The 22835-nt window shown below is 71.0% G+C and carries 21 protein-coding genes; 7 read left to right on the top strand and 14 right to left on the bottom strand.

The genetic code is table 11. From position 1 onward, the window contains the following. Positions 1-32: 32 nt before the first annotated feature. Both BKK81_RS23780 and BKK81_RS35605 read left to right on the top strand, forming a co-directional pair. Positions 33-668: a nucleotidyltransferase family protein gene (locus tag BKK81_RS23780; protein WP_083384389.1), complete on the top strand. Its 636-nt coding sequence runs from the start codon at positions 33-35 to the stop codon at positions 666-668. Positions 669-887: 219 nt separating this feature from the next. Continuing rightward, complete coding sequence (locus BKK81_RS35605) at positions 888-1706, top strand: SH3 domain-containing protein (protein ID WP_071018228.1); 819 nt, start codon at positions 888-890, stop codon at positions 1704-1706. A gap of 123 nt (positions 1707-1829) precedes the next feature. Here the strand turns inward: BKK81_RS35605 and BKK81_RS23770 are convergent, their stop codons facing one another. The 12 genes from BKK81_RS23770 to BKK81_RS23715 form a co-directional block, all read right to left on the bottom strand. Next, positions 1830-2858, bottom strand: coding sequence for an FAD-binding oxidoreductase (locus BKK81_RS23770; protein WP_071018226.1), 1029 nt, complete (start codon positions 2856-2858; stop codon positions 1830-1832). Positions 2859-2933: 75 nt separating this feature from the next. Beyond that, on the bottom strand, positions 2934-4865 hold the full coding sequence (locus tag BKK81_RS23765) for a feruloyl-CoA synthase (protein WP_335582889.1): 1932 nt from the start codon (positions 4863-4865) through the stop codon (positions 2934-2936). Next, complete coding sequence (locus BKK81_RS23760) at positions 4862-6055, bottom strand: ABC transporter substrate-binding protein (protein WP_071018225.1); 1194 nt, start codon at positions 6053-6055, stop codon at positions 4862-4864. Before BKK81_RS23760 ends, BKK81_RS23765 begins: the two co-directional genes overlap by 4 nt. Positions 6056-6130: 75 nt before the next feature. After that, positions 6131-6910, bottom strand: a complete 780-nt coding sequence (locus tag BKK81_RS23755) for a 2-keto-4-pentenoate hydratase (RefSeq protein ID WP_071018223.1) — start codon at positions 6908-6910, stop codon at positions 6131-6133. A 179-nt stretch (positions 6911-7089) separates the two neighbouring features. After that, complete coding sequence (locus BKK81_RS23750; RefSeq protein ID WP_083384388.1) at positions 7090-8124, bottom strand: NAD(P)H-dependent flavin oxidoreductase; 1035 nt, start codon at positions 8122-8124, stop codon at positions 7090-7092. Between the two features lie 75 nt (positions 8125-8199). Continuing rightward, positions 8200-9015, bottom strand: a complete 816-nt coding sequence (gene hcaB, locus BKK81_RS23745) for a 3-(cis-5,6-dihydroxycyclohexa-1,3-dien-1-yl)propanoate dehydrogenase (protein ID WP_071018221.1) — start codon at positions 9013-9015, stop codon at positions 8200-8202. 7 nt (positions 9016-9022) lie between these two features. After that, on the bottom strand, positions 9023-9583 hold the full coding sequence (locus tag BKK81_RS23740; RefSeq protein WP_083384387.1) for a 3-phenylpropionate/cinnamic acid dioxygenase subunit beta: 561 nt from the start codon (positions 9581-9583) through the stop codon (positions 9023-9025). After that, positions 9580-11040, bottom strand: a complete 1461-nt coding sequence (locus tag BKK81_RS23735) for an aromatic ring-hydroxylating dioxygenase subunit alpha (protein WP_083384386.1) — start codon at positions 11038-11040, stop codon at positions 9580-9582. Before BKK81_RS23735 ends, BKK81_RS23740 begins: the two co-directional genes overlap by 4 nt. A gap of 10 nt (positions 11041-11050) precedes the next feature. Further along, positions 11051-11395, bottom strand: coding sequence for a non-heme iron oxygenase ferredoxin subunit (locus BKK81_RS23730; protein ID WP_071022142.1), 345 nt, complete (start codon positions 11393-11395; stop codon positions 11051-11053). A gap of 42 nt (positions 11396-11437) precedes the next feature. After that, positions 11438-12277, bottom strand: coding sequence for a protocatechuate 3,4-dioxygenase (locus BKK81_RS23725; protein WP_071018219.1), 840 nt, complete (start codon positions 12275-12277; stop codon positions 11438-11440). Between the two features lie 72 nt (positions 12278-12349). Then, positions 12350-12646, bottom strand: coding sequence for an extradiol ring-cleavage dioxygenase (locus BKK81_RS23720; protein ID WP_071018218.1), 297 nt, complete (start codon positions 12644-12646; stop codon positions 12350-12352). An 11-nt stretch (positions 12647-12657) separates the two neighbouring features. Further along, a complete protein-coding gene (locus BKK81_RS23715) occupies positions 12658-13479 on the bottom strand; it encodes an alpha/beta fold hydrolase (RefSeq protein WP_071018216.1) in 822 nt (273 codons plus the stop codon). A gap of 188 nt (positions 13480-13667) precedes the next feature. Here BKK81_RS23715 and BKK81_RS23710 point away from each other — a divergent pair, with 188 nt between their 5' ends. Then, a complete protein-coding gene (locus tag BKK81_RS23710; protein ID WP_071018214.1) occupies positions 13668-14261 on the top strand; it encodes a TetR/AcrR family transcriptional regulator in 594 nt (197 codons plus the stop codon). Positions 14262-14472: 211 nt separating this feature from the next. Then, entirely contained in the window at positions 14473-14982 is a 510-nt protein-coding gene (locus BKK81_RS23705; RefSeq protein WP_231908206.1) for a hypothetical protein, read from the top strand. 161 nt (positions 14983-15143) lie between these two features. On the opposite strand, the gene BKK81_RS23700 is transcribed toward BKK81_RS23705, so the two are convergent. Beyond that, positions 15144-17120: a PhoX family protein gene (locus BKK81_RS23700; RefSeq protein ID WP_071018212.1), complete on the bottom strand. Its 1977-nt coding sequence runs from the start codon at positions 17118-17120 to the stop codon at positions 15144-15146. 220 nt (positions 17121-17340) lie between these two features. After that, complete coding sequence (locus BKK81_RS23695; protein ID WP_335582888.1) at positions 17341-17706, bottom strand: ArsR family transcriptional regulator; 366 nt, start codon at positions 17704-17706, stop codon at positions 17341-17343. A gap of 233 nt (positions 17707-17939) precedes the next feature. Here BKK81_RS23695 and BKK81_RS23690 point away from each other — a divergent pair, with 233 nt between their 5' ends. The 3 genes from BKK81_RS23690 (at position 17940) to cydB (ending at position 22834) form a co-directional block, all read left to right on the top strand. Then, positions 17940-20270, top strand: a complete 2331-nt coding sequence (locus BKK81_RS23690) for an FdhF/YdeP family oxidoreductase (protein WP_071018210.1) — start codon at positions 17940-17942, stop codon at positions 20268-20270. 113 nt (positions 20271-20383) lie between these two features. Next, positions 20384-21778: a cytochrome ubiquinol oxidase subunit I gene (locus BKK81_RS23685; protein ID WP_071018209.1), complete on the top strand. Its 1395-nt coding sequence runs from the start codon at positions 20384-20386 to the stop codon at positions 21776-21778. 69 nt (positions 21779-21847) lie between these two features. Continuing rightward, on the top strand, positions 21848-22834 hold the full coding sequence (cydB, locus tag BKK81_RS23680; RefSeq protein ID WP_071018207.1) for a cytochrome d ubiquinol oxidase subunit II: 987 nt from the start codon (positions 21848-21850) through the stop codon (positions 22832-22834). The last annotated feature ends 1 nt before the right edge of the window (position 22835 follow it).

Below are 22835 nucleotides of genomic sequence, written 5' to 3'. Positions count from 1 at the left end.
GCGGCGCCCGCCACGTGGAAGAATGAGCGCCAATGGCAAACCCGGCCCCGATCCCTCCCGCCCCGTTCGTCCTGCCCGGCACACCGGTCTCGCCGGATGCCGCCTCCCAGGCCGCCCGCCTGCGCGCCCTGCTGCTGGCCGATGCGCGGCGCCTGGCACTGCTGCGCGCCGCGGCCGCGCTGGCCCTGCCCGACTGCTGGATCGCCGCCGGCTTCGTGCGCAACGCGGTCTGGGACCACCTCGCCGGGCGCGCGCCGGCCCCGCCCGACACGGACATCGACGTCATCTGGTTCGACCGCCCGGCGGCCGGGCCGGCGCACCCCGGCCTTGATCTCGCCCTGGCGCAGCGCTTGCGCGCGCTCGAACCCGCCGCCGACTGGTCGGTCAAGCACCAGGGCCGCATGCACCGGCGCAACGGCGACCCGCCCTATGCCGACGCCACCGACGCCATGCGCCACTGGCCCGAGACCGCGACCGCGACAGGCGTGCGACTGGGCCCCAGCGGCGATCTGGAGATCGCCGCGCCCTACGGACTGGATGACCTGTTCGCCGGCATCGTGCGGCCGACCCCTGGCTTCCGCACGCGCAAGCGCGACATCTTCGACGCCCGCCTGGCCGCCAAGGGCTGGCTGGCGCGCTGGCCGATGCTGCGCCTGGCAGTGGACTAGGGTCCCGCGTCGCAAGGGCGTCGGCCCGGGCTACCAGGCGGCCACCGGCGGTGCCGGCAAGATCCGGTCACAACTCATACAAAGGCGCATTGGGGTCCACCTCCGCCATGCCTTATGCTGGATAAGACGCCCGCGCCGCCGCGCGGGCGCCGGCTTTCCGCCGCCGGCGGCCGGTTTCCGGCACGGCATGCGGAACAGGCTCTCCGAGGAGGACAACGCATGCGCAAGAACCGACTCGCCCCGGCCGCGCTGGCCGGCCTGGCCGGCCTCGCTGCAATGCTGGCGCAGCCCGGCACCGCCAGCGCCCAGGTGCTCGCCTATACCAACGGCCCGGTGATGATCTATGCCGGCCCCTCGGCCGGCTACCCCGCCGTGGCCCAGCTGGCCCCCGGCACCGCCGTCACCGTGATGGGCTGCGTGAGCGGCTACAGCTGGTGCGACATCGGCGTGTCCAGCCTGCGCGGCTGGGTCTACGGCGGCAGCCTCACCTATCCCTACCAGGGCCGCAGCGTGCCGCTGCTGGGCTATGGCGCCATGATCGGCCTGCCGATCCTGTCCTTCTCGCTGGGCGCCTACTGGGGCGACTACTACCGCGGCCGTCCCTGGTACGGCGACCGCGACCGCTGGTCACGCTACCGGCCGCCCGGCGGCTACGGCCCGCCGCCGCACCCGGGACCGCGCCCGCCGGCCTACGTGCGCCCGCCCGGCCTGCCTCCCGGCCACGCCGGCCCGCTGCCCGGGAGGCCGCCGGGCGGCCATGCCGGCGGGCGACCGCCCGGCCCGGGCCCCGGCGGCTGGCATGGTGGGCCCGGCGGCGGGCACGGTGGACCGGGCGGCCCAGGCGGCTGGCAAGGCGGAGGGCCGCACGGTGGAGGCGGCCACGGTGGGGGCGGTGGCCCTGGCGGTGGTGGACATGGCGGCGGACCGGGCGGTGGTGGCCCTGGCGGTGGTGGCCCTGGCGGTGGTGGCCCTGGCGGTGGTGGTGGCCATGGCGGCCATGGCGGTGGCGGACACGGCGGCGGGCATGACCGGCGCTGACACGCGGCCGGCGCGCGGCGCCTTCGGCCGGGCGCGCCCGCCGGCCACGCCCGCGCGTACCGTCTCCGACCGCTCCGGACCGGCCCGCGCCCGTGCGGCGGCTATGCGGGAAATCCGCCCGCGCTAAGCTGCCTGCGCCGCCTCGCGCGGCTCGCAGCGCGTGACGAAGGCATCGCTGTGGAAGCGCGCCGGCGGCAGTCCGTGATCCTGGCAGTAGACGGTGCGCGCCGCGTCCACCATCAGCGGATTGCCGCAGGCATAGACTTCGTGGCCCGCCAGGTCCGGGATATCGGCCACCACGGCCTCGTGCACGAAGCCGGTACGCCCGTGCCAGCCGGGCGCCGGGTCCGACAGCACCGGCACGAAGCGGCAGCCGGGATGGCGCTGCGCCCAGTGCTCGGCCTCCTCGCGTGCATAGAGGTCCTCCAGCCGGCGCCCGCCCCAGTACAGCACGGCGCCGCGCCGCGCCAGCGCGTCGGCCTGGCTGCGCAGCATGGCGGCGATGGGCGCGAAGCCGGTGCCGGAGGCCAGCAGCACGACCGGTGCCTCGCTCTCGGCAAGCCCGAAGGCGCCGAACGGCCCCTCCACGCGCAACAGGTCGCGCGGTTTCAGCCGTTCGTACACATGCGGCGAGAAGCGGCCGCCGGGCATGGCGCGCACATGCCACTCGATCAGCCCGTCCGCGTTAGGTGGATTGGCCATCGAATAGCTGCGCCGGCTGCCATCGCGCAGAATCACGTCGGCATACTGTCCCGCCTTGAACTGGAAGCCGGCGGATGCCGGCAGCTGCAGGCGCACCACCGCCACGTCGTGGCAGACCCGCTCCACCTCCAGCACGCGTGCGCTGGCCTGCACCACGCGGCGGCCGGGCTCGGCCAGCACCTCGGGCGCACGGATCGCCACGTCGGAACGCGGCACGGCCTGGCAGCTCAGGCACTCGTCCGCCGCCAGCGCCGCCGCGCCATCCGGCCGGCGCCCGGGCGCATAGCCGACCTCGCCCGACAGCAGCTGCACGCGGCAGGCGCCGCACTCGCCGCGGCGGCAACTATGGTGCGGGAAATAGCCCTGCGCCAGCGCGGCGTCGAGCAGGCTCTGCCCGGCATCGCACTCGATCTCCACGCCCGCGGGCTCGATCCTGATCCTGTACTTCACGAATGCTCCTTACGGCTTGGTCCTCGCGGCGCGCGCCGGGGCCGGGACCTGCCCGCCGCGGCACGCGCCGTTGCATCATCGCGGCCGGATCACCGACACGCAGTCCGAATACAGCCGCGCCAGGTCGTCGGCGCGGCGCGCCAGCACGGCGCGCTGGTTGATATAGCCCTTGTCGGTGATCTCGCCCTCCTCGATCGACGGCGGCGCCGACAACAGCACCGCGCGCACGGGCCGCTGCGCCGAGCCCGCGCCCCGGCACAGTTCGGCCAGCACGGCCGCCAGCGCCTCCTGCACGGCCGGATGGCTGCCGAGCGACTTGCCGCACAGCGCGCCGGCCGCGTCGCCGGCGAGCTGCCGCAGCGGCGCCGCGGGGAAGATCATCAGGCCGATCTCGTCGCGGTCGTGGCCGGCCACCACCACGTCCATGGCGTAGGGCGACAGCGCCGACACGGCGCGCACGCGCAGGGTGCCGACCGAGACCCAGGTGCCGGTGGTCAGCTTGAAGTCCTCCGAGACGCGGCCGTCGAAGATGACGCCGCCGTCCGGATCGCCCGGATCGGCCAGCAGGCCGGCGTCGCCCATCTTGTAGAAGCCCTCCTCGTCGAAGGCCTCGCGCGTCTTCGCTTCGTCGCCCAGGTAGCCGGGGAAGATCGACGGGCCGCGCACGCGCAACTCGTACTTCTGCTGGCAGGGCGCGAACTTCAGTTCCAGGCCCGGCACCGGCACGCCGATATTGCGCGTGTCGGTGGTGGCGAAGTGGGCGCTGGTGATCACCGGGGAGGTCTCGGTCGAGCCCCACTCCGTGGTGAAGAACAGCGGCGCCTGGCGCGCGCGCCGCGCCACCGCGCGCAGGCGCTCGGCGATCGGCTGCGGCAGCGCCGCGGCGGCGAAGAACAGCATGTCGAGCCGGCCGAACAGCGCCTCGGCCAGCGCCGGGTCCGCTTCCAGGTAGGGCAGCAGCACGTCGTAGCCGCGCGGCACGTTGAAGAACAGCGTGGGCCGCACCTCGCGGATGCCCTGCATGGTCTGCTCGATGGCGCCGGGCGCCGGGCGGCCGGCGTCGATGTACAGGGTGCCGCCGTTGCGCAGCACCAGGTTGAAGTTGTGGTTGGCGCCGAAGGTATGGCTCCACGGCAGCCAGTCCAGCACCACCGGGCGGGCGCGGTCGACGAAGGGCCAGCACTGCGCGATCATCTGCTGGTTGGCGCACAGCATGGCATGCGTGTTGGGCACCAGCTTGGGCGCCCCGGTGGAGCCCGAGGTCAGCAGCACGCGCGCCACCGTGGCACCGTCGACCGCGGCAAAGGCGGCGTCCACCTCCGGCCCGGGGCGCGCGGCCAGCAGGTCGTCGAAGCTGAGCGCGCAGACGATGCCGCTGCCCGCCGCGCCGCCGCCGAAGGCGACCGGGCAGGCCGGACGCCAGCCGGCGATGGCGCCGCCGTACTGCGCGCCGTCCTCGGCGTAGAGCAGGCCCGGCCCGAGCCGGTCGAGGATGGCATGGAGCTTGGCATGGTCGCGCGCCAGGCGCGTATAGGCCGACGACACCACCGCGATGCGGCGCCCCACGTGCATGGCCGCGAGCGACAGCAGCGCCAGGTTCACGCTGTTGTCGGACAGGGCCACCACCGGCGCCTCGGGCGCCACGCCCAGGTCGAGCAGCGACTGTGCCAGCGCGCGCACCGCCGCCAGCGCCTCGCCGTAGCCGACGCGGCGCCAGCCCGCGCCGCCCGGCGCGCGCTCGGCCAGGAAGGGCTGGTCGGGAGCCACGCGCGCCCAGTGTTCGAGCCAGTCGCCGATGCAGCGGTCGTAGGGCTGCAGCGGCTCGGCCGAACGCAGCACGAAGCTGCCGTCGGCGCGGTCCTCGCGCAGGATGCGGGGCCGTGCCAGCGCCACCGGCATGTCCGGCACCAGCCCTGCGCCGCCGTGCGTGGCAGCGGGCGTGGCAGCGGCGGCAGGAGCCGCGGGGATCGCGGCCCGCAGTGCGGTCTGTGCGGTCTGTGCGGTCATGGCTGCAGCCTCCAGCCACCGTCCTGTACCTTGACCAGCACGCGGCCGCGCGTGTCGTAGGCGGAATGGTCGCTCTTGCTGACGGTGATCACGCCATGCGAGCCGGGCAGGTCGGCGGTGGCCTCGATGGCATCGCGCAGCGCCTGGCGGAATTCCGCGGTGCCGGGCTGGGCACTCTTGCCTGCCGCCGCCACCGCGCGCTCCAGCACCAGGTAGGCGTCATAGGCGTAGCCGGCGAACAGGTCGCGCGAGCCGGCGCCGTAGCGGGCCTCGTAACGCTTGACGAAGTCGCTCGCCACCGCCTTGCTGGGATGCGCGGCCGGCAACTGCTCGGCCACCAGCAGCGCGCCGGCGGGCAGCACCACGCCATCGGCGCTCTTGCCGCCCACGCGCAGGAAATCGTTGTTGGCCACGCCGTGGGTCTGGTAGATCGGTCCCTGGTAGCCACGCTCGCGCAGGGTGCGCATCGGCAGCGCCGCCGGCGTGCCGCTGCCGGCCACCAGCACCGCGTCCGGGCGCGCCGCCAGCAGCTTGACCGCCTGCCCGGTGACGGCCTGGTCGGTGCGCGCATAGCGCTCGCTCGCCACCAGGCGGATGCCGGCCGCCTGCGCGCGCTGCGCCACGTCCTTGAGCCAGGACTCGCCATAGGAATCGCTGTAGCCGATGAAGCCCAGCGTCTTGACCTGGCGCGCGCGCATATCGTCGAACAGGGCCGCCGACATCACCGCCACCGACTGCGGCAGCGAGAAGGCCCACTGCAGCCATTCCGGCTTGGGCACGAAGGGGCACAGCCCGATCGAGGGCGTGCGGCTCTCGGCGGCGACGGCGGCCACCGCCAGGCAGGCCGGCGTGGTGGAGGAACCGACCACCGCGTCCACCTTGTCCTCCTCGATCAGCTTGCGCGCGTTGCGCGACGCCGCCGAGGGATCGGTGGCGTCATCCAGCACCACATAGCGCACCGGCTTGCCGCCCAGCGTCGCGGGCAGCATGCCGATGGCCTGCTTCTCCGGGATGCCGAGCGAGGCGCCCGGCCCGGTGGCCGACACGGTCACGCCGATCGTCACCGCCGCGCCCTTGGGCGCCTGCGCGTGCAGCGGCACGCACCAGGCGGCCAGCGCAAGGGAAAGAGAAAGGGCCAGCGCCCGGACCGGGGCCAGCCCGGCACGGTGGCCCGCGCGGCGTGGCTGCATGGGGTTCTTCCTGTGTTCAACTCGCATTGCGGTCTCCTCTGGCCCGTTCTGGCGACGGGCGCTTGCGTCCATCGATCAATCGGCCCGGCACTGCACCTTCCCCAGGCCGTCCACCTCCAAGTGCAAAGCATCGCCGCGCGCCAGCGCGAACATCGGTCCCAGCGCGCCCGACAGCACCACGTCGCCCGCGCGCAGCGGCTCGCCCAGCGCAAGCAGCGTGCGCGCCAGCCACCAGGCGGCGTGCAGCGGGTGGCCCAGGCAGGCCGCGCCGCTGCCCTCGGAGGCGGGTTCGCCGTTGCGCGTGAAGCGCATCGCGCAGTCCGCCAGCGCCAGGTCGGTGATGCGGCGCGGGTCCGTGCCCAGCACGTAGAGCCCGCAGGAGGCGTTGTCGGCGACCGTGTCGACCAGCGTGATGCGCCAGTCGGCGATCGCGCTGTCGACGATCTCGATGGCGGGCAACGCGTACTCGACCGCGCGCAGGAAGCGGCCCCAGGTGGGCGCTTCGTCAAGGTCGCGCCCGATCACGAAGGCGATCTCGCCCTCCGCCTTGGGCTGGATCAGCGCGCTGGCCGGGATCTCGGCCCCGCTGACGTACTCCATGTCGGCAAACAGCACGCCGAAGTCCGGCTGGTCGACGCCGAGCTGCTGCTGCACGGCGCGCGAGGTCAGGCCGATCTTCTTGCCGCTGAGCACGCGGCCTTCGGCCAGCGCGCGGCGGGTGTTGGCGGCGGCGACCGCGTAGGCGGCCTCCAGGCCGGCGATGCCGAAGGTCTCGGACACCCGTGCGATGGGCGTGCGGGTGCGGCGGGCCTCATGGAGGGCATCGGCCGCTAGTTGGATGGGCTTGGCTGTCATGCTGTGTCTACCTCTTGGGTTCTGTAGCCGGTCCGGATGCCGGCGCTCTGGCCGGCGCAGTTGCCGGCGCAGTTGCCGGTGCGCATACCGGGACGAATGTGCAGGCGGAAACGGATGCGGAAACGGATGCGGATGCCGTGGCGGGACCCGCGCGGGGGATCGCCCGCGCCACCCGCCGCTCAGGCGGCGAGGCGGGGCCCGGCGGCCCGGGCGTGGCGCTCCAGCAGCGCCGGCAAAGCGCGTGCCTCCTGCCGCAGGCAGTCCGCATAGCCGTCCGCCAGTTCGTCGACCACCTGCCGCACCGGCGCCACCGCGCGCACGGCGCCGACGCCGTGCCCGGCCGACCAGACGTGTTTCCAGGCCTTGGGCGCGGCGGCGATATCGCCGGAGAAATCGATCCTGCCCGGCTGCCGCAGCTGCTCCTCGCTGAAGCCGGCGGCCTCCAGCGTGGGGCGCAGCCAGTTGGCGGGCACGCCGGAGACGGCCGAGGACAGCACCAGGTCGTCCATCTCGCTGGCCACCAGCAGGTCGCGGTAGGCCGGCGCGGCCAGGCTCTCGGGCGTGGCGATCAGGCGCGTGCCCACCACCACGAAGTCGGCGCCGAGCAGTTGCGCCGCGCGGATCTGCGCGCCGCTGGAGATGGCGCCGGCCAGGCCGAGCGGGCCGTCCCAGAAGCGGCGCACCGCCTCCAGGAAGGCAAAGGGGTGGTACTGGCCGGTGTGGCCGCCCGCGCCGCTGCTGACCAGCACCAGGCCGTCCACGCCGGCATCGATGGCCTTGCGCGCCAGCGCGGGCGTGATCACATCGGCCATCACCAGGCCGCCGTAGCCGTGCACGCGCTCGAGCACGCGGCGCGGGCTGCCCAGCGCGGTGGTCACGATGCCGGGACGGTAGCGCTCGACCAGCGCCATCTCGGCGTCGAAGCGGTCGTAGCTGCTGTGCACGATCATATTGAGCGCCCAGGGCGGGCCGTCGGCCGCCGCGGCATGCGCGGCGATCCGCGCCAGCGCGGTCTCCAGCGCGCCGATATCGCGCGCGTTGGGCGCCGCGTAGGTGCCGACGATGCCGGCGTCGCGGCTGGCGCAGACCAGTTCCGGACTGGACACCAGGAACATGGGCGCTGCCATCACCGGCAGGCGCGCGGCGCCGAAGGCGGCGCGCAGCGCGGCCTGCGCGGCGGTGCCACTGGCGGGCGGGGATTGGGGGGCGGTCATCGTTGTCTCTTTGTCGTTGTCTTCGGTGAGTCTTCGGTGAGTCTTCGGTGATTCGTCGGGCTGCCGGCGGCGGCCTCAGGACTGCGGCTTGCGCCCCGGCCTGCCGCGCACCTCCCAGCCGCCGTCGCTCTGCAGGATGGCGGCGGTGGTGGCCGGCGAATTGCTGCGCGAGGCCAGCAGCACGTAGTGCCCGGCGTGGTCCTCCGGCTGGGCGATGAAGCCGAGCGGCATGGCGTTGGCCACCGCCTCCGAGAAGCCCGGGATCTCCGACAGCCGGGCGTCCTGCTTGCCGAGCGCCTCGGGCCCCTTGAGCGGGGTCACGGTGCCGCCGGGCGCTACGCCGTTGACGCGCACCTCGGGCGCCAGCTCGTAGGCGAGCTGGCGGATCAGGCCCACGCCCGCATGCTTGGAGGCGACGTAGGCCGCGCCGCCGCCGCCGGCGTAGAAGGCCGCGTTGGACAGCGTGAAGATCATGCTGCCACGGCTCTCGCGCAGCGCCGGCGCCGCCGCATAAGCGGCCAGCAGATAGCCCAGCACATTGACGTCGAACACCTCGCGGTAGGTGCGCGCGAGCTGCTCGCCGTCGCTGAACTTGCGCAGCGGTGCGAAGTAGTCCCACACGCCCGCGTTGCCCACCAGCGTATCGAGCTTGCCGAAGGCGGCCACGGTGGCGGCCACCGCCGCTTCGTTGGCCTGCGGCGAGCGCACGTCGCCCACCGTCACCGCCACGCGCGCGCCGAACTCGGCGCGCAGCGCATCGGCCGCCGCGGCATTGCGCACCAGCGCGCCCACGCCCGCGGCGCCCTCGGCGAGGAAGCGCCGCAGCACCGCCAGGCCGATGCCCGAGCCGGCGCCGGTCACCAGCGCCACGTCCTTGTCTAGCCAGCCCATGTCGGTGTCAGAGGAAAGTGTTGAGGTTCTTGGACAGGAACAGCGACTGCGTGATGACGATCTTGCGCCGGGCGATGCGGAACTCACCCGCCTCCGGCTCGCCGTGCACGCGCAGCAGGTCCTCGCGCCGGCCCAGCAGCAGGTCGTTGTCGGCCTCGCCGCGGCTGCGGTAGTTGACGAAGACCGAGTGCACCAGGTACTCGCCGGCGGCCGCGCCGTGCAGCGCCTCCACATTGCTGATCACGTGCACGTGGCGGGTGGGCGGGTCCTCGGCCCAGGCCGACGGCTGCTGGAAGCGCGCCACGCGGCGCGACAGGTCCAGCAGGTTGTCGTCGAAGTAGGCGCCGCGCCCCGGCGCATAGGCACCCAGCTTGTCCGCGCGCCGGCGGTTCTCGATGGCGGGCATCCAGTAGTGGATGTCCTCGCTCATCAGCGCCAGCCAGTCCTGCCAGCGCTCGGCGTCGAGCAGGCGTGCCTCGCGGTAGAGGAATTGCGTGATGCGATGGGCGGTGGGCAGGTCGACCGGAGCGGCCGCGTCGATGCCGGCTTCCTTGGGCAGCGCGCTCATGCGGCCTCCTTGGCCTGCTGGCCGTAAGTGAAGGCGCTGTCGGGCAGGGCCGGCTTGTCGCGCTCCGGCACCTCGTGCCAGGCGCGCGCCTGCATCAGGTCCAGCCAGCGCTGGTAGAAGGCGCGGTGGTTGGCCTCGTTGACCTGGTTGCGGTAGACGTTGCCCGGCAGGCCGCTGCCGTCCAGGCGCGTGCCGCGCCCCAGGCCCATGTACAGGTCCTGCTGGCGGGTGACGAAGCCGGCGTTGGTGCGGGTGGAGAACTCGAAGTTCTCGCCATCGTCCATCTCGAACACGCCGGAAGGCGAGAACGTCATCATGGTGCCCTTCAGCCAGCGGTCCTTGATGTCCTGCGGCGCGCTCTTGTTGACGATGGTCCAGGTGTGCAGTTCGATCTTGCCGGGACCACGCGGATGCCACACGCGGAAGGTGTTCTGCCCCGGCAGGAAGGACAGGTTGGGAAACACGCTGACCGAGGAGATCGAGCCGATCATCTTGGAGCGGAACTCGCCCAGGCGCTGCGCCACCTTGGGCTGGATGCCGTACAGGTACTTGCGGATCTCCTTGTCGCCCAGCGTGGCGGCGTTGCCGACCACGTCGAGGTTGAACTCCCAGCCATGGCCGTTGACGTTGACGTGGTAGGAATCGGGATCCTTGTACACCTCGGCCACCGGGCCGCCCAGCATGGCGCGCGCGGCCGAGTCGTGGGTCCACAGCGCGTGGTAGATGTCGCCGATGAAGTTCTCCACCGGCACCTTCCAGTTGCAGCGGATCTCCGACTTGACGCAGCCGCCGATGAACTCGGTGCCCTCGCCATCCATGTCCAGCATCACGTCCAGGTAGTAGCGGAAATCGCCCAGGAATTCCTCCAGCGAGGGCGCGTCCGGGTCCATGTTGCCGAACACCAGGCCCTTGTAGCTGGCCACCTGCGCCACCGGGTGCAGCCCGTGCTCGGCACGGTCCATGCCGCTGGCCTCGAACAGCTCCTGCCCCGCCATGCCGCGCAGCGCGCCGTCGATGCCGAAGCTCCAGCCGTGGTAGTTGCAGATGAAGCCGCGCGCATTGCCGGCGTCGGTGAAGTTGAGCTTGTTGCCGCGGTGCGGGCAGGTGTTGAGGAAGGCCTTGATCGAGCCGTCCTTCTGGCGCACCACGATGACGTTGTCCTCGGCCATGTAGGTGGTGACGTAGTCGCCGGCCTTGGGAATCTGCGATTCGTGCGCGAGGAACAGCCAGCTGCGCGCGAAGATCTTCTCCAGCTCCTGCTCGTAGACGCGCTGGTCCCAGTAGACGCGGCGCGACAGGCGGCCGCTGTCCAGGTCGATCAGGCGCTCCAGCCCCGGCAGCGGCTCGCTGGCGGGATCCTTGCGCAGGCGTTCGCAGTTGCCGGTGCAGTCGTGCGCCGGCGTGCCGGTCGATGCGGTCGATGCGGTCGATGCGGTCGATGCGGTCGATGCGGTCATGTCGTCCTCCTCAAATGGCCGAAGCGGCTGCCTCGGACTCCTGCTCGAGGTCGGCGTAGATGGCGTCGCCCTCCTCGATCACCTTGTAGGTGCGCAGGTCGACCGTGCAGGGAAAGCCCATGGCCTGCCCGGTGGGGATATGGAACTGCCCGTCGTGCAGCGGGCAGGCGATCAGGTCGCCGTCGACGATCTCGCCCGCCGACAGCGAGGCGGTCGCGTGCGTGCACACATCGCTGGTGGCGTAGAAGGTGCCGTCGACGTTGTAGACGGCGAGCGGGCAGCCCGGCGTCTCCACCTTGCGCACCTCGCCAGGCTGCAGCGCATCGCGCTGGATCAGGAAAATCTTCTTGCTCATCATTGCTATCCGGTTACCCTGCCGGCCCGCATCGCGGCGGCCTCACTGCAGGTGCAGTTGGACGAAACCCAGGCCGGTGACCCACTCGGGCACCGCCTCGTAGGCGATCACCTCGCCGCGCGCGCCTTCCAGCGCGCCCATGGCACAGGCCCAGTTGCGGATCTCCATGCCGCCATTGCCGCCGTGGGCCAGGATGTAGTCGTCGCGCAGCGCGGCCAGCGCCGCCAGGTCGCCGCGCACGGCGTAGTCGAGGATCTCGCGGTCGAAGGCCTCGTTGACGCGGCCCATCTCCGCGGTGCCGACCCAGTGGCTGATGCCGCCGCTGCCGATCACCGCGACCCGTTCGCCGGCGTCGAACGATGCGACCGCGTCGCGGATCTGCCGGCCCACCTCGATGGCGCGGCCGATACGGATATAGGGATCGACACCGGCGGCCAGGTAGACCGGGATGGTGCCGACCGCGTGGCCGGCTTCGCGCAGCGGCTGCACGATCAACTGGTTGGGAATGGCGATGGCGTGGTCCACCGTCAGCGCGCGCGCCACCGCCCAGTCGAAGCCGCGCGCATGGCCGTCGGCGGCGATGTGGGTGGCCAGCGCCTCGCTGTTGGGAATCACGCCGCGCTTGAGGCCCGGCATGGCATCGAGCGGCCCGTCGACATCGCCGGTGCCGATCAGGTAGCTCGGCAGGCAGGCGGTGCCGAACAGCATGTAGTGGTCGGCACCGACGATCACCACGCTGGTGGGCGCCAGCTCCGCCAGGCGCCGCGCGCACTGGCCGAAGGCACCCCACATGCGCGCCTGCACCGCGGCCGCGGGAGCCTGCGGCGCGACGAACATCACGGGATCATGCGGCACCAGGAAGCCGCCTACGATCTGTCCCATCTTCTTCCTCTATCCTCGTCCGGGTGGCGCGGCGGGTGTCCCCGCCCGCCACCGATGGCCTGCTGTGGCCGGCTATGGCTTGAGCGCCGCGCTGTGCACCGGTTCGTGCGCACCGAGCGGGCGCAGCTTGCGCATGTAGGCACGCATGTCGCGCTCGGGCGACAGCTCCTGCCAGAAACCCATGGTCAGCATCGGGTTGACGCCGGCCTGCTGCAGGCCGAGCACGTCGAAGCCGGTCAGCATGGCGCGCTCGGCCTCGCTCAGCGCGAAGCGCTGCAGGTAGGCAGCGGCGTCCTCGCGGAAACGCTGCTTGGCGGCGCGGTCCACGGTGAGCTGGTGCAGCACGCGCTCGAGTACGTTGCGGCTCATGGCGTGCGTCCTCAGGCGCAGAAGTCGGCGACCAGCTTGAGGAAGGTGTCGCGCCGCTCGGTCTGCACCCAGTGGCCGCAGCGCCCGAACAGGTGCAGGTCGGCGTTGGGGATGGCACGCGCCAGCAACTGGCCGCAGGCCGGCGGCACCACGCGGTCTTCGCGGCCGTGCAGCACCAGCGTGGGCGCCTCGATCTTGGCCACCACATGCTCGGGGAAGCCCTTGACGACGGTGGGGCCGTCGGCATTGGGGCGGGGAATCAGCTTGCGCAGCGCGTCCTGCGCGCCCGGACGGGCGCTGGCTTCGTAGCGCGACTGCACCATCTCCGGCGTGATGATCGACTGGTCGAAGGGGAACAGGCGCATGGTGCGCTCCATGTTCTCCGGCGAGGGCTCGTACTCCCAGGCCGAGCGCAGGCCCGGCGTCTGCTCGAACTCGCCGGCCGGCGTGCCCAGCAGCACCAGCTTGTCGACGCGCTTGGGATCGAACACGGCCAGGCCCAGCGACAGCGCGCCGCCGAAGGAGTTGCCGACGAAGGAGGCCTTCTCGATCTCGAGCGCGTCCAGGATGCCGACCAGGTGGCGCACCCACAACTTGATGTCGTACTTGGCGTCGTCCTTGAACTCGGTGAAGCCGAAGCCGGCGATATCGGGAACGATCACGCGGAACGACTGCGCCAGCTCGTTCATCACGCCCTTCCAGTTGGTCCAGCCCGACACGCCGGGGCCGGAGCCGTGCAGCAGGAACAGGGGCTTGCCCTGGCCCAGGTCGAAGTAGTTGGTCTGGTGCTCGGCGGCCAGCAGCGTCTTGCCCACGCCCTCAAACTTGCCCATCGGTTTCTCCATACACATACGTATGTGTATGGTATGGAGGCAATCGGCGATGGTCAAGGCGATATCCTTCGTAATTCCTAGGTGTTAACGCGCATTGCGATGACAACCATACAATACATTACCGTATGGAACAGGGACGGTAGAATGCAGGGCAGTCCTTGCCCGCCGCCCTGAAGTCTGGAGTCCACATGCCGAGAAGTCCCGCCGAGCCCTCCCCGCAGCCGCGCAGCCAGCTGACGCCGGAAGACTGGATCCGGGCCGCCCGCAACCTGCTGGTCAGCCGCAGTGTCGACGCCGTGCGCGTCGAAGTGCTGGCCAAGGAGATGTCGGTCACGCGCGGCAGCTTCTACTGGCACTTCAAGGACCGCGACGACCTGCTGCACCGCATGCTGATGGCCTGGCGCGACGAGGCCACCGAGCAGATCATCTACCGGTTCGAGCGGCGCGGCCTGCCGCCGCGCGAGCTGATCCGCGACCTGCTGTCGCTGCCCTTCCGCGGCGAGGCGGCGCAGGAAGCGGCCTCCACCGAACTCGCCATCCGCGCCTGGGCACGCCGCGACGAGCGCGTGCGCCAGATCCTCGACGAGGTCGATGCCAAGCGCCTGTCCTATATCGCCCAGTGCTTCAGCGCGCTCGGCTTCGGCATCGCCGAGGCGCGCGGGCGCGCCTTCGCGCTATACAGCTATGAATTGTCGGAGTCACTGCTGGCCAACCAGGGCACGGCCGCGCAGAAGGAAGAACGCAAGGCGCTGATGGAGCGCCTGCTGCTGGCGCCAGCCTAGCCGCCCCCCCGATTCCCGCCCCCCCCCCCCAATTGCTTGCGCCGGCGGAATAAGCGCGCCGCCCGCCCCGTTTACCGTACAGCGGGGCAGCATCCCTGCTGCCCCGCGGGTAAACCGGTGCGCCGCGCAAGACGGCCCGGCAAGGCAATCATGGCGCACGCGCCTGTGACGGCAGCGCGGGCGCCGGCATTCCGCGCTCGGGGTGGCAATCATGGGCAAGTATTGGACTGGGCGCCTGGCGGACCTGGCCGCGCGTGCCAGGCGTCCGGCGATCCTCGCGGCGGCCTTGGCGGCGGCCGCCTTCGGCACCGCAGCTAGCGGCCAGGACATGGATGGCACCCCCTGCCAGGAGATGACCGGCCAGGTCGTGGTGGACGGGGTCCTGCAGCAGGTCACGGGGCTGGCGTGCCTGCAGCCTGACGGCACCTGGCAGATGGTCGACGCCAGCGGCGGCATGGTCAGCTATGGCGAGCCGCCCTATTATGCCGATCCCTGGTACTGGGCACCGTTCGGTGCCGCTGTCGGCGGCGTGATCTTCATCGACCGCTTCCATCACTTCCACCGTATCAACCACGTCTTCCTGCACGCACCCGGCATGCGCTTCCACGGTGGCATGGGCGGTTTCCACGGCAACCCCGGTGGCTTCCACGGCGGCGGCTTTCATGGCGGCGGCGGCTTTCATGGCGGCGGCGGGTTCCACGGCGGCGGCCATCACCGCTAGGCCCTTGCGTCAGGGAAAGCGCCCCCGAGCGGCGGTGCATCCAGCGCTGTCGATCGGGGGGCCTTTCGAATGACGCAGAGGACCAGCGTCGGCGCCGGACGTGAAAAACCCCACAGGCTACCGGCCTGCGGGGTCGTATCCTGCGCGCCGTGCGCGCGGGCTCAGCCCTTGGACAGCCGGATCGCCGACATGTCGGCGGTCAGGTAGCCCACGGCCGCGCCGAAGCGGTCCTTGTAGTTGGCGCGCACCAGCGGATCGAGCGTGGCCTGCACCTTGTCGTGCAACGGCGCTTCCCAGTCGCCCGGGTGCTGGAAGTTGCTCATGATGTAGGTCCAGCCATGGATCTCGTCGACCGCGTGCAGGCCGGTCGACTCCGCGCCGGCCGGGCAGGACAGCAGCCGGCTCAGGGTCTTGGTGTCGACGTTGTAGGCCCACAGGAAGTTGTTGACGTGGGTATTGCTGTCCTCGCCGATGAAGAGGGTGCGCAGCTTCTCGGAGAACTTCAGGTTGTCCGGCGTGGCGATCTTGTCCGGGTTGGCGAAGTTGCCCAGCGCGTCCTGCTGTTTCTTGGCGCCACCGCCGAGATCCTCGCTGACCAGTGCCGGCACCGCGGCCATGTCGACCGGCACCCACGCGCTGTCCATCGCCGCGCCGTCGCGGTCCTTCTGGCCGCCGCTCAGGTTCAACTCGTAGACGGCGCCCGAGTACGGGCCCTCGACCTGGATGTCGCCGCCGTTGGCCGCGTTGCCCTTGAGCATGCTGCTCTCGATGCGCGAGATGGCCGAATAGGCCTTCTTGTCGCGGATGTTGACGGTGGTGCCTTCCATCTTGGTGAAGCCCAGGCTGCCGCCCACCAGCGCGGCATAGCGGTGCGTCTCGAGGAAGGCGGCCGCCTTCTCCTGGCCCGGCACCAGCTTGACCCAGTTGTCCTTGCCGTTGTACTTGATGCGGGTGTAGGCGGCATCCTGCGGATCGGCCGTCTTCACGTCCATGATGTCGCCCGACTTGATGCCGCCCTCGACCAGCGCGCGGATCTCGTCGCTGGCGGCGTGGCCCAGGCGGATCCAGCTCAGCGTGGCCGCACCCGGGCCGGTGCCCGAGGTCTGGTGCCACTTGGCCACGTAGAGCGTGCCGCTGGAGAGATCGCGCGGGCGATCGGCGATGAACAGGAACAGGCCGCCGTTGGTGGCATCGTCGCCCATCAGCACGGTGCGCTCGTCGGGCATCACCTGCACCAGTTCGTGCGAAATGCGGCCGACGTTGTAGTGCTTGCGGATGGTGCCGGTGCCGTCCGGGTGCACCGTCACTTCAGGCAGGTGGCCGTAGTGGTAGGGGCTGGCCTTGCCGGCGTCGCCGTACAGGTTCTGGCTGAAGCCGCGCAGCTGCGGGTCGGTCGCCGCCTTGGTGGCATCCGGCTCGTACTCTTCGCTCGACAGGTGCGTGTTCCACGGCGACAGGCTGGCGCCGCAGGTGATCCACAGCCCGTTGACGCCCGAGGTATCGACGTTGTGGTACTTGACCAGGCGCAGGCTGCCGGTGCGGGGATCCTGGTCCAGCGTCAGCACGGCGATCGGCGACGGCAGCAGGCCGTACATGCTGCCGCCCTTCTGGTCGCGCGTGGTGTACTCGAACTGCACCACGGCGAACACCGGGTTGCCCTTGACGCCCGGCACCTTGCCCCTGGCCGCCTTGCCCAGCGACAGCAGCGAGGTGCCGTCCGGGCTGTCCGAGAAGAACTGGCGCTCCTTGCCGGCCACCGAGTTGTCGAGGATCGGCTGGTTGGCGATGTTGTAGTAGCCACCGGCCAGGACCTTGCCGCCCTTGCCGTCCGGCACCAGGTCGCCGGTGGTGAAGAAGGGATGGTAGGCCAGCTTGTAGCTGCGGCGGCTGCCATCGGCGAACGACACGGTCAGGCCGGAGCCCACGGTGGTGGTCGCCATGGCGGCCGCGTCGGCCAGCGTCGGCGCCGCCATGCCCTCGAAGGCGGCCCCGCTGAAGGCCGCCTTGGGCGCGGCGGCTTCGGCGGCGCCCGAGCCGGCCAGCAGGGCGGCGGCGGTGGTGGCGCCGAGCGGCAGCATCGGGGCAGCGGCCAGGAACTTCAGGGCCTTGCGGCGGGACACGTCGGGTTGGTCGGACATGGTGTTCGGATCTTGGCGTGGGGAATGCGGGAAGGGAGGAAAGGGCGCCATGGACTGCGCAGGCCGAGCCGGCCGGGCCGGCCGCGCAGTCAGCGGCCGGCGCCGGCAGCAGCGCGCCCCATGCGATGCATCCTATGCAGTATTGATGACATTCTGGTGACAAGGCGATGACAGCCATGCCGCGTTCCCCTCGGCAAGCCTCCCGCCTGATGCCGCGCGCTCAGCTATGCCCGCCGGCGACCGCCTCCCTGCCTTCGGCCGGCGGCGCCACCGTTGCGCACAGCGCCTCGCCCTCCGCGCTCAGCGCGGCGAAGCCGCGCCCCGCCTCGTCGAGCTCGAAATCGGCCAGGCCGGCCGCCTGCAGCAGGGTCAGGGTGCGCCGCAGCACGCTCATCGGCAGGCCCGCCCGCTTGGCCAGCTTGGCCAGGGACCAGGGGTGGCCCGGGCTCTCGCGGCGCGCCGCCCACAGGTGCTCGAGCACCAGCGCCACGCCGGCATCGACGCCCTCGGCACCCTTGGCGCTATCCATGCCATCGGCGGCATCGCTGCTCCCGCCGCTCTCCGTGGCCGGCCGTCCTGCTTCCATGCCTGTTCTCTCCGCGCCTTGTCGTCACGGGCCGATTCTAGCCCCGGCGCGCCGCACAGACATACAGTCCGGCCACCAGCGCGGCCGCCGGCGCAACTGTACTCTTCCACGCCGTCGTCAAGTGTGCGTTCCGCCTGCGCGCCAGACCCTTACGCTTGCGGTCATCCAATCCAGCGCGTGGACCGTCCCGCCCCCGGGACAGCGCGGCGCGCCGTCAACGTGGAGTCCAGTACATGGATAGCAACAGGGAACCGAAGGGCAAGATCGAGCCCTACCACCATCCGGCCGCGGGCTGGGGCGCCCTCAAGTACGTGGCGATCAACCTGGTCAAGGAACGGGTCACCGGCGGCAACTACCGCATGTTGTTCAAGCAGAACCAGCCCGACGGCTTCGATTGCCCGGGCTGCGCGTGGCCGGACCGCCAGCACGCCTCGACCTTCGAGTTCTGCGAGAACGGCGTCAAGGCGGTCGCCGCCGAGGCCACCACCAAGCGCGTGACGCCGGCCTTCTTCGCCGAGCACACCGTCGCCGAGCTGATGAAGCAGACCGACTTCGAGCTCGAACAGCACGGCCGCCTGACCGAGCCGATGGTGTACGACGCGCGGACCGACCGCTACCGCCCGATCGCCTGGGCCGACGCCTTCGCGCTGGTCGCGCGGCACCTGAACGGCCTCGCCTCGCCCCACCAGGCGGCCTTCTATACCTCGGGCCGGGCCAGCAACGAGGCCGCCTTCCTCTACCAGCTGTTCGTGCGCATGTTCGGCACCAACAACTTTCCCGACTGCTCGAACATGTGCCACGAGGCGACCAGCCGCGGCCTGCCGGACGCGGTCGGCATCGGCAAGGGCACGGTCACGCTGGACGACTTCGAGCTGGCCGACACCCTGATCATCTTCGGCCAGAACCCGGCCACCAACCATCCGCGCATGCTCGGCGAACTGCGCGAGGCCTCGCGCCGGGGCGCCACCATCGTCTCCGTCAATCCGCTGCGCGAGCGCGGCCTCGAGCGCTTCGCCAGCCCGCAGCATCCGCTCGAGATGCTGACCCTGGGCAGCACGCCGATCGCCTCGACCTTCATCCAGCCCCGCCTGGGCGGCGATTTCGCACTGATCAAGGGCGTGGCCAAGCACCTGCTCGAACTCGACGACAAGGCCGTCGCCGATGGCACCGAGCGGCTGCTCGACCTCGACTTCATCGCCGAACACACGCTCGGCTTCGAGGCCTTCGCCGCCGACCTGCGCCAGGAAAGCTGGCCGCTGCTGGAATCGGAGTCCGGCGTGGCGCGCGAGGACATCGAAGCGCTGGGCCGCCTGTACGCGCGCGGCAAGCGCGTCATCGCCACCTGGGGCATGGGCATCACGCAGCACAAGCATTCGGTGCAGACCGTCCAGATGCTGGCCAGCCTGCTGATGATGCGCGGCAACATCGGCCGTCCCGGCGCGGGCCTGTGCCCGGTGCGCGGCCACTCCAACGTGCAGGGCAACCGCACCGTCGGCATCGAGGAGAAGCCTTCGGCCGCCTTCCTCGACCGCCTCGGCACGGTGTTCGGCTTCGACGCGCCGCGCCAGCACGGCCTCGACGTGGTCGAGACCATCGAGCAGATGATCGAAGGCCACGTCAAGGTCTTCCTGGGCCTGGGCGGCAATTTCGCCATGGCCACGCCCGACACCTACCGCACCTTCGACGCGCTGCGCTCCTGCGACCTCACCGTCCACATCGCCACCAAGCTCAACCGCAGCCACCTCGTGCACGGCGCCGACGCGCTGATCCTGCCCACCCTCGGACGCACCGAGATCGACGTGCAGGACGGCGTCGCGCAGGGCGTCACGGTGGAGGACTCGATGAGCATGGTCCATGTCTCCTACGGCATGAACAAACCCGCCTCGCCCCACCTGATGTCGGAGACCGCCATCATCGCCAACCTCGCGCACGCCACGCTCGGCAGCGCGAAGGTCGACTGGCTGGCCATGGCAGGCGACTACGCCAGGATCCGCGACGCCATCGAGCAGGTGCTGGACGGCTTCGAGCAGTACAACGAACGCATCCGGCAGCCGGGTGGCTTCCACCTGCGCGTGGCCTCGCGCGAGCGCGACTGGCAGACCCCCACCGGCAAGGCCAACTTCATCGTCCACCCGGTCCAGCAGGACACGCCCATCGTGCGCGCGCGCCGCCAGCACGGCGAGCGCCTGATGACGCTGATGACGACCCGCTCGCACGACCAGTACAACACCACCATCTACGCGATGGACGACCGCTACCGCGGCGTGTTCGGCATGCGCCGCGTGGTCTTCATCCACCCGGCGGACATCGCCATGCTCGGTTTCCGCAACGGCGACTGGGTCGACATCACCACCGTGTGGGACGACGGCATCGAGCGGCGCGCCAACTATTTCCGCCTGGTCGAGTACGACATCCCGCGCGGCTGCATCGGCGCCTACTATCCGGAGACCAATCCGCTGGTGCCGCTGGACAGCGTGGGCGACGTCTGCAACACGCCGACCTCCAAGTCCATCCCGGTGCTGCTGCACCGCTCGGCGCAGCCCGCGGAACTGCCGGCATTCTGAGCGGCACCACCAGGTGCCGGCGTGGGCGGCAAGCCCCCCACGCCACCCTCCACGCAGCCGCGCCCGCCACCGGCGGACGCGGCCGCCCTCCCTCATCCTCGCGGTAGTCCCCCATGACCATCGAAGCCCTAGACCTCGCGCGCGGCCAGTTCGCCATGACCGCGGTCTTCCACATACTCTGGCCGATCCTGACGATCAGCCTGTCCGCCTTCCTCCTCGTCGTCGAGATCCTCTGGGTGCGCACCAGCGACGTCGCCTGGTACCGCCACGCGCGCTTCTGGAGCAAGCTGCTGCTGCTGAACTTCGCCGTGGGCGTGGTCAGCGGCATCCCCATGGAATTCCAGTTCGGCACCAACTGGGGCCCGTTCTCCGAGTACACCGGTCAGTTCTTCGGCAATATCCTCGGCTTCGAGGGGGCCATGGCCTTCATGCTGGAGGCGGGCTTCGTCGGCATCATGATGCTCGGCTGGGAACGCGTGCCGAAGGGCGTCCACCTGTTCGCCACCGCGATGGTCGCGCTTGGCTCCTCGCTCTCCGCCTTCTGGATCATGGTGGCCAACTCCTGGCTGCAGACGCCGGGCGGCATCGCGCTGGTCGACGGCAAGCTGGTGGTGACCGACTATGTGCACGCCATCTTCAACCCCGACATGGCCTGGGGCGTCTCGCACATGTGGTTCGCCGCGCTCGAGACCGGGCTGGTGGTGATCGCGGGCATCTCGGCCTACTACCTGCTCAAGCGCCGCCATGCCGAGTTCTTCGCGCGCTCGTTCAAGCTGGCGCTGCTGCTGCTCGCCTTCGTCGCCCCGCTGCAGGTCTGGCTCGGCGACGCCAGCGGCGTCGACGTGTTCGAGACCCAGCCGGCCAAGGGCGCCGCGATCGAGGGCCACTGGGAAACCAATGCCCCCGGCACCGGCGCCAGCTGGTCGCTGCTGGCCTGGCCCGACGCCGCGCAACAGCGCAATGACTGGTCGCTCGAGGTGCCGGGCATGCTCAGCATCCTGGGCACGCACAGCCTGCACGGACAGGTCAAGGGCCTGAAGGACATCCCGGTGGCCGACCAGCCACCCATGATCCCGCTGCTGTACTACACCTTCCGCGCCATGGCGGGCATCGGCTTCCTGTTCCTGGTGCTGGCGCTGTGGACCGTGGTCGCCCTGCGCAAGACACGCGGCCGCGTCGACGCGCTGCTGGCCCGGCGCCACCTGCTGCTGGCCTGGGTGCTGGCGATCCCGCTGCCCTATATCGCGGTGGAATGCGGCTGGATCGTGCGCGAGGTCGGCCGCCAGCCCTGGGTGGTGTATGGGCTGCTGCGTACCGACCATGCCGCCTCGGCCATCCCGGCCGCCGCCATCAGCGGCAGCATGCTGATGTTCAGCGCCTTCTTCGTGGCGCTGCTGGCGGCCTTCTTCGTCTTCGCGCGCCGCTGGCTGCGCAAGGGCCCCGACCTGACCCTGATGCCACCGCGCGTGCCGGCCCGCGTGGCGGCAGCGCACGCCGTGGACTACTGATCCGTACCCCATTTCCATACGGCGGCGCCACCTCGGCGCCACCTCGCCCCTTCTTCGCAGGAACCTTCCATGACACCCCTTTCCACCCAGGCCCTGCTGAGCCAGGCCTGGTTCGGCCTGATCGGCCTCATGCTCGTCTTCTACGTCGTCACCGACGGCTTCGACCTCGGTGTCGGCATGCTGACGCTGCTGCGCGGGCGCGCCAGCGAGCGCGACGTCATGATCCAGTCCATCGGACACGTGTGGGACGCCAACGAAACCTGGCTGGTCGCGCTGGGCGGCGCCCTGTTCGGCGCCTTCCCCAAGGCCTACGCGACCATCCTCTCCGAGCTCTACGTACCGGTGATGCTGCTGATCGCCAGCCTGATCATGCGCGGCGCCGCCATCGAGTTCCGCCACGCCGCCCAGCGCAGCAGGACCGCCTGGGACCGCGTCTTCGGCGCCGGCAGCCTGCTCGCCGCGATCGCGCAGGGCATCGTGCTGGGCAAGGTCCTGACCGGCTTCGTGCCGGGCGCCGCCAGCATCGGCTTCGTGATCATCACCGCCATCGGCGTGGTGTCCGGCTACGCCTTGCTGGGCGCCACCTGGCTGGTCAAGAAGACCACCGGCGCCATGGAAAGCGCGGCCCGGCGCTACACCGTGATGGCGCTGGCCACCACGGTCGCGGCGGCGCTGGCGGTGTCGTACGCGACCCTGCGCTTCAGCCAGGTCGGCGCCACGCGCTGGCAGGACGCGGGGGTGTTCCACGTGCTGGCGGCACTCGCGGTGGTCGCCGCCCTGGCCTGCGCCTACGTGCTCTACGCGGTGGCGGTGCGGGGCGAGCACGGCCCCTTCGCGGGCGCGACGGTGCTCTTCATCGCCTCTTTCGCGGGCCTGGCGCTGAGCCTGTTCCCCTACCTGGTGCCGGGCCGGCTGAGCGTGGCGGCCGCCGCCTCGGACAGCCCGACGCTGGCCTTCATGCTGTGCGGCATCGGCCTCGTGTTCCCGGTCATGATCGGCTACAACCTCTACCAGTACCACCTGTTCCGCGGCAAGGTGGTGCCGGCGCAGCATTGAA

Origin of the sequence: Cupriavidus sp. USMAHM13 (assembly GCF_001854285.1) — a bacterium.
In the GTDB taxonomy this organism is placed as follows: Bacteria; Pseudomonadota; Gammaproteobacteria; order Burkholderiales; family Burkholderiaceae; genus Cupriavidus; species Cupriavidus malaysiensis.
This window is presented reverse-complemented; position numbering and strand designations above follow the sequence as displayed.